General features: G+C 57.0%; 13 protein-coding genes. 7 read left to right on the forward strand and 6 right to left on the reverse strand.

Annotated elements, in window-relative coordinates; genetic code table 11:
• Positions 1-139 precede the first annotated feature (139 nt).
• The 5 genes from ACREYP_RS20455 (at position 140) to ACREYP_RS20475 (ending at position 4,514) form a co-directional block, all read left to right on the forward strand.
• Positions 140-1,054, forward strand: a complete 915-nt coding sequence (locus ACREYP_RS20455) for a metal ABC transporter substrate-binding protein (protein WP_336818264.1) — start codon at positions 140-142, stop codon at positions 1,052-1,054.
• Entirely contained in the window at positions 1,051-1,869 is an 819-nt protein-coding gene (locus tag ACREYP_RS20460; protein ID WP_336818263.1) for a manganese/iron ABC transporter ATP-binding protein, read from the forward strand. The genes ACREYP_RS20455 and ACREYP_RS20460 overlap by 4 nt, the downstream gene beginning before the upstream one ends.
• A complete protein-coding gene (gene sitC, locus ACREYP_RS20465) occupies positions 1,869-2,726 on the forward strand; it encodes an iron/manganese ABC transporter permease subunit SitC (protein ID WP_336818262.1) in 858 nt (285 codons plus the stop codon). The genes ACREYP_RS20460 and sitC overlap by 1 nt, the downstream gene beginning before the upstream one ends.
• Complete coding sequence (locus tag ACREYP_RS20470; protein ID WP_008453332.1) at positions 2,723-3,571, forward strand: metal ABC transporter permease; 849 nt, start codon at positions 2,723-2,725, stop codon at positions 3,569-3,571. The genes sitC and ACREYP_RS20470 overlap by 4 nt, the downstream gene beginning before the upstream one ends.
• Positions 3,572-3,650: 79 nt before the next feature.
• On the forward strand, positions 3,651-4,514 hold the full coding sequence (locus tag ACREYP_RS20475) for a MurR/RpiR family transcriptional regulator (protein ID WP_008453334.1): 864 nt from the start codon (positions 3,651-3,653) through the stop codon (positions 4,512-4,514).
• Here the strand turns inward: ACREYP_RS20475 and ACREYP_RS20480 are convergent.
• Together ACREYP_RS20480 and ACREYP_RS20485 are read right to left on the reverse strand one after the other, a co-directional pair.
• A complete protein-coding gene (locus tag ACREYP_RS20480) occupies positions 4,511-4,903 on the reverse strand; it encodes a RidA family protein (protein WP_166867347.1) in 393 nt (130 codons plus the stop codon). The two genes, ACREYP_RS20475 and ACREYP_RS20480, sit on opposite strands and share 4 nt — an antisense overlap.
• A gap of 191 nt (positions 4,904-5,094) precedes the next feature.
• The gene (locus ACREYP_RS20485) at positions 5,095-6,531 is read right to left on the reverse strand and encodes an N-acyl-D-amino-acid deacylase family protein (protein ID WP_008453337.1); all 1,437 of its coding nucleotides are present in this window, start codon (positions 6,529-6,531) and stop codon (positions 5,095-5,097) included.
• 202 nt (positions 6,532-6,733) lie between these two features.
• Between ACREYP_RS20485 and ACREYP_RS20490 the strand changes: the two genes are divergently transcribed.
• Positions 6,734-7,954, forward strand: a complete 1,221-nt coding sequence (locus ACREYP_RS20490) for an amino acid deaminase (RefSeq protein ID WP_336818261.1) — start codon at positions 6,734-6,736, stop codon at positions 7,952-7,954.
• Positions 7,955-8,077: 123 nt separating this feature from the next.
• On the opposite strand, the gene ACREYP_RS20495 is transcribed toward ACREYP_RS20490, so the two are convergent.
• The 4 genes from ACREYP_RS20495 to ACREYP_RS20510 form a co-directional block, all read right to left on the reverse strand.
• Positions 8,078-9,406, reverse strand: a complete 1,329-nt coding sequence (locus ACREYP_RS20495) for a PTS sugar transporter subunit IIC (RefSeq protein WP_008455697.1) — start codon at positions 9,404-9,406, stop codon at positions 8,078-8,080.
• Complete coding sequence (locus ACREYP_RS20500) at positions 9,390-10,796, reverse strand: glycoside hydrolase family 1 protein (RefSeq protein WP_336709032.1); 1,407 nt, start codon at positions 10,794-10,796, stop codon at positions 9,390-9,392. Before ACREYP_RS20500 ends, ACREYP_RS20495 begins: the two co-directional genes overlap by 17 nt.
• A gap of 8 nt (positions 10,797-10,804) precedes the next feature.
• Positions 10,805-11,119 (reverse strand): PTS sugar transporter subunit IIB, encoded by a 315-nt coding sequence (locus ACREYP_RS20505; RefSeq protein WP_008455701.1) that lies wholly within the window; start codon positions 11,117-11,119, stop codon positions 10,805-10,807.
• Positions 11,120-11,550: 431 nt separating this feature from the next.
• Complete coding sequence (locus tag ACREYP_RS20510; protein ID WP_336818260.1) at positions 11,551-12,294, reverse strand: SDR family oxidoreductase; 744 nt, start codon at positions 12,292-12,294, stop codon at positions 11,551-11,553.
• A 122-nt stretch (positions 12,295-12,416) separates the two neighbouring features.
• On the opposite strand from ACREYP_RS20510, the gene ACREYP_RS20515 reads away from it, so the two are divergent.
• Positions 12,417-12,776: a winged helix-turn-helix transcriptional regulator gene (locus ACREYP_RS20515; RefSeq protein WP_008455703.1), complete on the forward strand. Its 360-nt coding sequence runs from the start codon at positions 12,417-12,419 to the stop codon at positions 12,774-12,776.
• The last annotated feature ends 6 nt before the right edge of the window (positions 12,777-12,782 follow it).

The raw sequence follows: 12,782 nt of genomic DNA on the forward strand, positions 1-12,782 counted from the left end.
TTATGAAGAAACAACCAGAACAAGCCCCCCTCTTTTAAATCACACAAATGATAATAGTTTGCATTTAGTTATAGCAGCAGCTATGTTTTATAGCACTTGCTATAAACGCCGAATCTATAATCACTCGTGAGGGAAGACGATGCCCGGGAAACTGAAGTTAACGCAAAGTATTGTCGCTGCCGCCGCCGCGCTGGCGATGTTGCTGGGTGCCGCTCAGGCGCAGGCAAAATTTAAGGCGATCACCACCTTTACTATCATCGCCGATATGGCGCAGAACGTAGCCGGTGACGCGGCAGACGTGGAGTCTATCACCAAGCCCGGAGCGGAAATTCACGAATACCAGCCGACGCCGGGAGACATTCGTCGGGCGCAGGGCGCTCAGCTGATCCTGACCAACGGGCTGAACCTCGAACTCTGGTTCGCGAAGTTTTATCAACATCTGAAAGGCGTGCCCGAAGTCGTCGTCACCACCGGCATTCAGCCCACGGGCATCACCGAAGGCCCTTATAACGGTAAACCTAACCCTCACGCATGGATGTCCCCGCAAAATGCGCTGATCTACGTCGATAACATCCGGGATGCGTTCGTCAAATACGATCCAGGCAACGCGGCGACCTATACCCGCAACGCCGAAGCCTACAAACAGAAAATTCAGCAGACCATCAAGCCGCTGCGCAACGAACTGGCAAAAATTCCGGCGGATAAGCGCTGGCTGGTCACCAGCGAAGGCGCTTTTTCCTACCTCGCCAACGACTTTGGCCTGAAAGAACTCTATCTGTGGCCGATCAATGCCGATCAGCAGGGCACCCCGCAGCAGGTGCGCAAAGTGATCGACAGCATTCGCCAATACCAGATCCCAACGATCTTCAGCGAAAGCACCATCTCCGACAAACCTGCTCGCCAGGCGGCGCGGGAGTCTGGCGCACACTATGGCGGCGTGCTTTATGTCGATTCTTTGAGTGCCGCAGACGGCCCGGTACCCACCTATCTTGATCTGCTGCGCGTCACCACCAGCACCATCGTGAACGGCATCAATGCAGGGCTGAAAAAATGAGTCGTCGTCCCGGCATAGTCGTTCAGGACGCCAGCGTCACCTATCGCAATGGCCACACCGCGCTGCGGGCGGCCAGCTTTGAAATCCCGACCGGCACCATTGCGGCGCTGGTCGGCGTCAACGGTTCAGGGAAATCCACGCTGTTTAAAGCGATCATGGGCTTTGTGCGCCTGGCCAGCGGTAGCATCTCGATTCTGGATATGCCCACGAAAAAAGCACTGCGCCACAACCTGGTGGCCTATGTGCCGCAGTCCGAGGACGTGGACTGGACGTTCCCGGTGCTGGTGGAAGACGTGGTGATGATGGGCCGATTTGGCCACATGGGAATGCTGCGCATTCCCGGCAAGGCCGACAAACAGGCGGTAGACAACGCCCTCGCCCGCGTCGGCATGAGCAACTTCCGCAAACGCCAAATCGGCGAGCTGTCCGGCGGCCAGAAAAAGCGCGTGTTCCTCGCCCGGGCAATTGCCCAGGACGGCCAGGTGATTCTGCTGGACGAACCGTTCACCGGCGTGGACGTGAAAACGGAAGAGCAGATCATCGCCCTGCTGCGCGAGCTGCGGGACGAAGGCCGCACGATGCTGGTTTCAACCCACAACCTGGGCGCCGTCACAGACTATTGCGACTATACCGTGCTGGTGAAAGGCACCGTGCTGGCCTGCGGCCCGACCAATGTCACTTTTACGCAAGAAAACCTGGAACTGGCGTTCAGCGGCGTACTGCGCCACGTCACCTTAACCGGGAAAGAAACCAGCGTCCTCACCGACGACGAGAGGCCGTTTATCCACGGCGCGCCGTTAAAAGGGGAGCCGTAATGTCCGTCCTGCTCGAACCGTTTAGCTATGGCTACATGTTTAACGCCATCTGGGTATCAGCGCTGGTCGGCGGCGTGTGCGCCTTTCTTTCCTGCTACCTGATGCTGAAAGGCTGGTCGCTGATCGGCGACGCCCTTTCCCACTCCATCGTGCCTGGCGTAGCCGGAGCCTATATGCTCGGCCTGCCGTTTTCCATCGGCGCGTTTTTCTCCGGTGGCCTCGCCGCAGGCACCATGCTGTTTTTAAACCAGCGCACACGCCTGCGCGAAGACACCATTATTGGCCTTATTTTTTCGTCATTCTTTGGCCTCGGGCTGTTTATGGTGTCGCTCAATCCGACGTCGGTAAACATCCAGACCATCGTGCTCGGCAATATTCTCGCCATCGCCCCGTCGGATATCGTGCAGTTGGCGATCATCGGCTTTGTCTCACTGGCGATTCTGCTGCTGAAGTGGAAAGACCTGATGGTGACCTTCTTCGACGAAAACCACGCGCGGTCCATTGGCCTTAACCCTTTGTGGCTCAAAGGATTATTCTTCACCCTGTTGTCGGCCACCACCGTGGCGGCGCTGCAAACCGTTGGCGCGTTTCTGGTGATTTGCATGGTGGTCACGCCGGGCGCAACGGCTTATCTATTGACCGACCGTTTCCCGAAACTGCTGATCATTTCCGTCACGTTAGGCACCTTTACCGGCGCCTTCGGCACCTGGATAAGCTACTTCCTCGATGGCGCCACCGGCGGTATTATCGTGGTGCTGCAAACGCTTATTTTCCTGCTGACCTTCGTGTTTGCCCCCAAACACGGCCTGCTGGCTAACCGTCGGCGCGCGCGCCTGAGCCTGGAGCAAACGCCATGAGCCTGTTAGACACGCTGCTTTCGCCCTTCCAGTTTGGCTTTATGATCAACGCTCTGACCATGACCACGCTGGTCGCCATTCCGTGTGCGCTGCTCTCCTGCTTCCTGGTGCTAAAAGGCTGGGCGCTGATGGGCGATGCCATGAGCCATGCGGTCTTCCCCGGCGTGGTGATCGCCTGGATGGTCGGCCTGCCGCTGGGCCTCGGCGCGTTCGTAGCCGGGCTGTTTTGCGCCTTCGCCACCGGCTACCTGCAGGACAACAGCCGCATCAAGCGCGACACGGTGATGGGCATCGTCTTCTCCGGCATGTTTGGCGCCGGGCTGGTGCTCTACGTCTACCTGAAGCCAGATATCCATCTAGACCATATTCTCTTCGGCGACATGCTGGGCGTCAGCGGCAGCGATATTCTGCAAACGGGCGCTATCGTGCTGCTAACGGTAATTGTTGTGGGGCTAAAATGGCGGGACTTGCTGCTGCATGCGTTCGACCCGATTCAGGCCCAGGTCTCCGGCCTGAACGTGAAGCTGCTGAACTATGGCCTGCTCTGCCTGGTTTCGCTGACCATCGTCGCGGCGCTGAAGGCGGTGGGGATTATCCTCGCGATTTCCCTGCTTATCGCGCCAGGCGCTATCGCTTCACTGCTGACCCGTACCTTTAAAGGCATGATGCTGGTCGCGCTTGGGCAGGCTATCGTCACGTCGTTTCTTGGCGTCTACCTTTCCTTCTTTATCGACAGCGCCCCCGCGCCGACCATCGTTGTGCTTTCTGCCCTGGTCTTCATCGCCGCGTTTATTCGGGCCACGATCAAGCAACGACGTATGGAAGCGATTAGTGAGCCATTCTGAATCCACGTGAAGCGACCCTGACAACGGTTTTATGGTACAAAGTACCTTCTCTTTTTTGCACAAGTACCAGGGTCGCGCCATGAGCTACACCATCGATATTATCTCCTGCATCACCGACCGTTTCGTTGAGCTGACCGCCACTGAAAAGCGCATTGCGCAGTTTATTCTGGACGACGTGCAAACCGCCGCGGCGCTGCCCATTTCGGAAATGGCGCGCCAGACGCAAACCAGCCAGGCGTCGATAACCCGCTTTGCCCGCGCCATCGGCTGCAAGGACGTGCGCGAACTGAAGGTCAAACTCGCCCAGTCGCTGGCGGTGGGGCAGCGCTTTATTCTCGACGTGCCGGACCTCGAAGGCGTGCAGGGGATCTACGAAACCATCATCAACGTGCTGGATATCAACCGCCGCGCGCTAAACCCGGAGTCACTCAACAAGGCCGTGACCTGGCTGAGCAACGCGCGGCAAATCCTGGCGCTGGGCATGGGCGGCGGATCAACCATTTGCGCGCAGGAGTTACAGTTTCGTCTCTTTCGTCTGGGCCTGCCGGTAGTGAGCCAAAGCGATGGCCTGCTGGCGAGAATGATGGCGGCGTCGGTGGCCTCCAACGATGTGGTGGTGGCGCTATCACTGGGAGGCTACACGCCGGAAGTGGTGGAGAGCGCGGCGATTGCCCGCCAGTACGGCGCAAAGATCATCGCCATTACCCCGCAGGGAACACCGCTGGCTGAACAGGCCGATATCGTATTACCGCTGATTATTCGTGAGAACGACTACATTTTTAAGCCGAGCACTTCGCGTTACGCCATGCTGGCGATGATTGATGTGTTGGCCACCGAACTGGCGATGGCCAACAAAAGCCAGGCGAAGGACCGGCTGCGCCGCATCAAGCTGGCGCTGGACAGCCATCGAGGCGGGGCAGACAGGCAGCCGCTAGGCGATTAACCCCGGTCGGCGCGGTAGCAGGTCACATCCACTTCAACTTTACAGTCCACCACCAGGTCCGCCACGCAGCACACGCGGGCCGGCGGGTGGTCACCGAAGAACTCCCGGAACACTTTATTGAAGGACTGGAAGTAGCGGGCGTCAGTCAGGTAGACCTTCACGTGGACCACGTCAGCGAGGGTGTAGCCCGCTTCGGTCATGATATCCACGCAGTTTTGAATCGCCAGCCGCGACTGGTCGACAATCCCGCCTTCAACCACTTCGCCGTCTTTCATCGGCGTCTGGCCGGACACATACAGCCACCCGGCCGCTTCTACGGCTTTGGCAAAAGGTAGCGGCTGCCCGCCGGTGCCGGTACTGCCGCCCACGCCATAACGTTTAATGCTCATCATTGCTCCTTGTTGATCGGTTTACCCTCACCCTAACCCTCTCCCTGGAAGGGAGAGGGGACAAACGTCCAGCTCGGGAACGGCTTCACCTTTCCCCATTGGGCAGAGGGCCAGAGTGAGGAAAAAGAAAAGATCTAATCCCAAATTCACGCTTGTTTTCCCCCTCTCCCCTCTGGGGAGAGGGTCTAAATTCACTTCTGCCGACGCAGAAATCGCCCAGCGCGACCTGTCACCTTCTGCTCGAACCCATAGCTCATCACGCCGTTCACCATCACCGCTTCAATACCCGCCGCAGGCTGCTTCGGGTTATTGAAGCTCGCGACGTCGCGCACGGTCAGCGGGTCGAACAACACCAGGTCAGCATAATAACCGCGCTTCACCAGGCCCCGTTCGGGCAACTGGAACCGCGCCGCCGACATTCCCGTCATCTTATGCACCGCCTGCGTCAGCGGGAAAAGCTTCTCGTCGCGGCTGTAGTGCCCCAGCACGCGGGGAAATGCGCCCCACAGGCGGGGATGCGGCATCGGATCGTTCGGCAGCCCGTCTGACCCGACCATTGTCGCCGGGTAGCGCAGCACACGCCGCACGTCCTGCTCGTCCATGTTGTAGTAAATCGCCCCTGCGGGCATCAGTAATTTTCCCGCTTCGTGAAGTGACATCGACCAGTCATCAGCAATTTGCTTCAGCGACCGCCCGGCGACCTCCGGGTGCGGTTCAGACCAGGTAATCACGATCTCGAACTCGTCGGTGATCTGTTTCATGTCCAGCGTTGAAGAGCTGGCGGAATACGGATAGCAGTCGCAAGAGACATCCTGCTGCTCGCGTACTTTGTCGAACAACTTCAGCGTTTCAACCGTGCGGCCCCAGTTTTTCGCCCCGGCGCATTTGTGGTGCGACACCACAACCGGCACTTTCCCGTGGCGGCCAATGCGGAAAGCCTCATCCAGCGCCTCAAGAATCGGCTCAAACTCGGAGCGCAAATGGGTGGTGTAAATCCCCTTCTCCGCCGCTAATTCCTCCACCAGCGCCATCACCTCTTCGGTGGTGGACTGGAACGCGCTGGCATAGGCCAGGCCGGTGCTCAGCCCAAGCGCCCCCTGCTGCAGCGCCTGTTTTAGCTGGCCGCGCATGGCGAGAATCTCCGCTTCCGTCGCCGGGCGGAACAAATCATCCATCTGGTTGTTACGCAGCGCGGTATGGCCTATCAGCGTACCCACGTTAATCGCCGGGCGAGCCTGCTCCACGGCATGGGCGTACGCTTCGACGGTGGGATAAACAAACTGGTGCGCCTCACCCAGCAAATTCATCGGGTCGGGCACCAGCGCATTGATGGTCGCCCCCGCCGCACTGATGCCGCAGTTACCGACGATCACCGTAGTAATGCCCTGGCTAATTTTCGGCAGATACTCAGGAAAACGGATCACGTTAATGTCGTCATGGGTGTGAACATCAATAAACCCCGGCGCTAATACCCGCCCGCTGCCGTCGATCTCATGCACGGCCTCGCTGGAAATCCCCGGCGCAATATCGGCTATTCGGTCACCCTGCACCGCCACATCGGCCAGGTATTCCGCACCGCCGGAGCCGTCAATCACGGTGACATTCCTGAAGAGATAATCGAACTTCATCTGCGCCTCACGCCAGTCATAATCTGCGTGCAAGTTAACCATTTACAAGCCATAAAAACAGTGAAAAACTAAACAAAATCCTTGCAAATCAATGATACTTTTATTCATAAAATTCAAGATAATTGGATAATTAATATAAATAACATCAAGTTAAAATTGATACTCAATCTGAAAGAAAGAATAATCCCGGAGGAAATACGTTATGAAATACCAGGAAATTAACCTTGTACCCCATAAGTCCGCCCTCATGCATTCCCCTGCCAATGTCCTCAACGAAGACGTCTGTTTACCCGCCGCGCTGATCAAAAAATCTGCGTTGAAGAACAACATCCGGTGGATGCAGGCCTACGCCGATGCACGCGGCGTTTCGCTGGCGCCACACGGGAAAACCACCATGACGCCGTGGATCTTCCAGAAGCAGCAAAAAGCGGGCGCGTGGGCCATCGGCGTAGGCAGCGCATGGCAGGCGAGCATCGCGATGTCCGCGGGCATCGAGCGAGTGCTGATGGTTAACCAACTGGTGGGCAAAGCGAACATCACGCTGGTGTCGCAGCTAAAGCATAAACATACCGCCGTCGACTACATTTGCTGCGTGGACAGCGAAGCAAACGCCCGTACCCTGTCAGACTTTTTTAGCCAACAGGGGCAAACCCTCGACGTGCTGATTGAGCTTGGTGTGCCGGGTGGACGCTGCGGCTGTCGTAACCCGGAACAAGCGCTGGCGCTGACAAAGCGGGTAGCAGAATTACCCGGCCTGAATTTACGCGGCCTGGAGCTGTACGAAGGCGTGCTGCACGGCGACAATCCGCAGCCAAAAATAGAAGCGCTGCTGCAAGAGGCGGCCGCGTTAGCCTGCCAGATGGAACGCTATGTTGACGGCGAGTTCCTGCTCACCGGCGCGGGTTCAGTCTGGTACGACGTAGTGTGCAATATCTGGCTCGCCGCAGCAAAACCGGCCAACTGCCGCATTGCGATCCGCCCGGGCTGTTACATTACCCACGATGGCGGAATTTATCAGGAAGCCCAGGATCAGCTGATGGCGAGAGATCGGATCGCCTGCGATCTCGGTGGCGATCTGGTTTCCGCGCTGGAGCTGGTGGCAATGGTGCAGTCGGTACCGGAAAGCGATCGGGCGATTGTGAATTTTGGCAAGCGCGACAGCGCGTTTGATGCCGGCCTGCCGCAGCCGATAGCCCACTATCGCCAGGGCAAGGCGCTGGCTTCGCCGTCGGAAACCATCGAAGCCACCGGGATTATGGATCAGCATGCCATGTTAAAACTCAAGCCGGGTGCGGACGTGCAGGTTGGGGATATTCTGGTGTTCAGCACTTCTCACCCGTGCCTGACGTTTGATAAGTGGAAGGCGCTGCTGCTGGTGGATGACGAATATAACGTGCTGGATGAGTTAGAGACGGCGTTCTAGATCTTACCCTCAACCTAACCCTCTCCCTGGAAGGGAGAGGGGATAAAAACCACTCACTTACCTAAATTCCCCCTCTCCCCTGGGGAGAGAGTCAGGGTGAGGGGCTGAAGGGCCACAGAAAATTTACTTAGCCTCGGCCAGCGCCTTAGCCCTCTCCTCTTCTTCCTTCTGCTGAAGCTCGGTTTCCAGCATCTTCTTCTCATACACCTTAAAGAACGGGTAATAGATCGCGAGCGAAATAAAGAAGCAGATAAACACCAGCCCACAGGCAATAAGGTTCCAGTTGGTGGTGATCAGCGCCCCTAGCGGCGCCGGAACGGTAAACGGTGGCTTCACCATCATCCGTGGGATCAGCCCGCTAATGGTGAACAGATACACCACCACGGTATTCACCATCGGCGCCAGAATAAACGGGATCGCGAGGATCGGATTCATTACGATCGGCGCGCCGAAAATCATCGGCTCATTGATGTTAAACAGCCCCGGGATAAACGACAGTTTACCCAACTGCTTCAGGTAGATAACCCGCGAGCGGATAAACAGCACCACCAGCGCAAGCGTTGAGCCGGTGCCACCCATCTGCGCATACCACTGGAAGAACTGCTCGGTGAAAATGTTCGGCAGCTCATAGGCGCTCACGCCGGACTGGAACAGCTCCATATTCTGCACAATGGCCTGATCCCACAGCGGGCGGATCAGCGGCCCCATCACCGCATGGCCGTGGATCCCCAGCACCCAGAACACATCGATAAAGAACTGGGTCACAATCCCGCCAAACAGGTTGGTGCCGGTCATAAAGCCCTTCAGCGGCATAATGATGTAGCTGATGATGGCGTTGATATCGATGTTCAGAAAATGACGAGGGATCCAGAACACCAGCACCACGGCAAGCGTCGGGAACAGCGCCGAAAACGAGCTGGCGACCACCGGCGGCACGCCCGCGGGCATTTTAATTTCAATATTGCGAACTTTGATAAACCGGTAGATCTCAATGGCAATCAGCGAAGAGATAATCGCGCCAAACAGCCCCTGAGAACTCAGCGAAGTGATGGGGATGTAGCGCCCCGCCACCGCCTCACCCGACACGGTTACGCCCTGCTTAATGTTCACCGGCACAATCATCAGCAGCGTCGCCAGCATCGCCAGCAGGCCGCTGGTAATGTCATTCAGCTTGTAGCTTTTGCCGAGGAACGAACCGATGGTAAACGCGGCATACAGCGACATCAGCCCGACGGTAAAGCGGAACGGCACGTCCAGCATATCGCGCCACGGCGCAATAAAATCCATGTAGCCCTTAATCGGGATATTCAGCAAAATCACGAAGAAAGAGCCGACGATGGTCAACGGCAGAATCGAAATAAGCCCGTTGCGAATCGCCTGCATATGCCGCTGGTTGCCAATAGCGTTCGCCACCGGCATCAGCTTTTCAGCTAACTTATCGAAGCCCGACATGATCTGCCCCCTCAAACCCGTTGTGCTCAATCACGGCCCGGAACCAGCGCCCGGACTTTTTCAGCGAACGCTGTTGGGTGGCTAAATCCAGCCGGTAGAAGCCGTAGCGGTTTTTATAGGCGTTCTGCCACGACCAGCAATCGATGAAGGTCCACATCTGGTAGCCCAGGCACTGGCTGCCCTCCGCCATCGCTTTGTGCAGCCACGTCAAATGTTCCTGAAGAAACTCAATGCGGTAATCGTCCTGCACTTCGCCGTCCACCATGAACTGTTCTTCGTCCATGATGCCGATGCCGTTCTCGGAGACAAACCACGGCAGGTTGCCGTAACGCTCTTTCACCAGCATAGCGATGTCGTACAGCGCAGGCGGGTAAATCTCGATCCCGCGCGAGGTATTCATCCGCCGCCCCGGCATCACGTACTCTTCAAAAAAGCGCTCCGGCACAAAACCGTGGGGTTCTTCAAGCAGTGTCTCACGCGCTTTAACCCGGCGCGGGCGATAATAGTTGATGCCCAGCAAATCGATGCGGGTCGCGGCAATCAGCTCGCAATCCCCTGGCGCCGTCTTCGGCAGCACATCGTATTCTTTCAGCAACGCCACCAGCTCGGCAGGGTAGCGCCCAAGCAGCATCGGCTCGTTAATGCTGCGCGTATAGAACAGGTCAGCCATCTCCGCCGCCCGCAGATCTTCCGGGCTGTCGCTGCGTGGGTACACGGGAATGACATCCATGATGATGCCAATCTGCCCTTCAAGATCCAGCTCGCGCCAGGCGGCGACCGCTTTGCAGTGGGCGATAACAATGTGGTGCAGCACCTGAGCCGCACGGCGGAAATCCGTCACGTAAGGATAATGGCGAGGATGCAGATAGCCCGCTTCGGCGGGAATAAGCGGCTCGTTGAAGGTAAACCAGTAGCGCACCCGGTCACCGAACAGGCGGTAGCAAATCCCCGCGTAGCGAGCGAAAGCGTCCACCACTTCCCGGTTCTCAAACCCGCCCTTGGCCTGCAGCGCCAGCGGCATATCAAAATGGTAGAGATTGATAAAAGGCTCAATGCCCTGGCGAATCAGCTCATCAATCACATCGTTGTAAAACTGCACGGCAAAAGGATTAACTTCCCCGTCGCCGTCGGGGATCAGGCGAGACCAGGAAATCGACGTACGGAAAGCATTCAGGCCAATGTTTTTCGCCAGCTGAATATCTTCCCGCCAGCGCTGATAAAACGTGGAAGTCTCGTCGGAGGTGACGCCGTCATAAAAACGGGCGTTAAACTCATGCGAGGCGAAATCCCAGATATTATCCCCCTTACCATCGCCCTCAACTCGCCCCTCTGACTGCGTGGCGCTGGTCGCCGTACCCCACCAAAATTTTTCAGGAAAGCGGTATTTCATACGGCCCCCTAGTCAGCAGTTTTCAGCAGCGACAGTGCGTGATCCAACACCTTGTCACCCTGCATCGAGCCGTAATGCATCATGTCGATGGCCGCTACCGGAACGCCGTGGGGCGCTGCCGCCGCGCTCAGGTTTTGCAGTTGGAATTTCACCTGCGGCCCGAGGAGGATGACATCAGCCTCCTCGATAATTTGGTCAAAATCGGACACCGGCACGGCGGTGATTTCCACCGCCACATCACGGCTTTGCGCGGACTGCTTCATTCTTTCCACTAACATGCTGGTGGACATCCCCGCAGCACAGCATAAGAAGATTTTTTTCATCACTTTTCCCTCAGAGAATCAATGCAGTGTCCGCGGTATGCGGCCAAATATATTCTGGGTAGCGGTGAAAAAAGCCACAAGTGAGGGTGGGCACAGATTTGCTTTTAGCGGCTGGTACTTTTGGCGAATGAACGCCAGAACTTACATTAAAAGTAATAATAAACAGACGGATAAGAATGTTACTTTTCTGGTGGCGTTCGTCTTTTAGCGCGGTTTTATTCACGAGAATGGTGGGGCGGTCACAGGCAGACGTTCATCTTAGTATTGCACCATGCCCTCACCCCGGCCCTCTCCCAGAGGGAGAGGGGAAAACAAGTGCCAGATAACAAGGTTTATTCCCTCACTCCATCATCAAATGGGAACAGCAGCTTCAGCCTGTTTTATTTATCCCCTCTCCCTTCCAGGGAGAGGGTTAGGGTGAGGGTAAAGAGCTACAAACTCCCCACGCCACCGTCGACCAACAGATCGGTGCCGACCACGAAGGCTGATTCGTCAGACGCCAGGAACACAGCGGCTTTTGCCAGCTCCAGCACGGTGCCGAGACGCCCAATCGGCACAAGATCGCGGATAGCTTCCCGCAGCGTGTCGGCGGCTACGCCATTGCCCAGTTTGCCCAGCGCCGGGGTTTCCGTCGGGCCAGGGCTCAGGCCGTTCACCCGAATGCCACGCGGATGCAGCTCCCCGGAAAGCGTACGAGCCAGAGAAAGGATCCCTGCTTTGCTCGCCGCATAGGCGTTAGTCTGCGGCAGGCCGATACGAGCGCTGACCGAACCGCACAGAATCACCGAAGACGGGTTAGCCAGCAGCGGCAACAGCGCCTGGATCAGGAAGAACGGGCCTTTGAGATTGATGTTCATCAGTCGGTCATACGCCTGTTCGTCCCAGTCTTCCAGCGAATGGTGAGTCACATCCCCCGCATTAATGTAGAGCACATCCAGCCGCGGCCAGAGCTGCTTCAACTCTGCCGCCACCGTACGCTGCCCGGCGATATCGCCCGCATCGCTTTTCATCAGGTGCACATTGCCCAAAACCTCTTTGGCTGCCTGTAGCCCCTGTTCGCTCCGCCCGGTGATCGCCACCGTTGCGCCCTCGGCAATAAACTGCCGCGCCGTTTCAAGTCCAATTCCGCTGGTACCGCCGGTAATTAAGGCGTACTTGCCATTAAGTCTGCCCATTGTCGTGTCCTTATAAAGGGTTGGTGAGGGCATTATTTCCGCTATAGTATCCTTTAGATAGTAGGCACCAAATGGATACTAAGGAACCACAAGGGACGCATTAGCGTGTGCCGGGAGCCAGCATGACAAAAAATTTTTCAGCCCTGCCACCGGCGGGCAGCGACTGCCCGATGGTGAATTTTGTGAACCTCATTTCAGGTAAATGGGCCATTCCGATTCTGTACCGCCTGATCCTGCTCAACGATCCGGTGCGGTTTAGCGACCTGCAGCGGGCGGTCAGCCCCATTACGCAGAAGGAGCTCACCCGCCAGCTTCGTCAATTTGAAGCTCGCGGCCTGGTGGTGAGGCAAGTTTTTGCGGAAGTCCCGCCGCGAGTGGAATATCAGATCACCGCGCTCGGTAAATCTCTGCGCCCAACGCTGGATTCACTCGCCGAATGGATGAGGGAGAATGCCGGTGAGATGGAACTGTCTCTTCCCTGAGAACGC

The organism is Enterobacter sp. TMH.L2 (assembly GCF_050847315.1).
GTDB lineage: Bacteria > Pseudomonadota > Gammaproteobacteria > Enterobacterales > Enterobacteriaceae > Cedecea.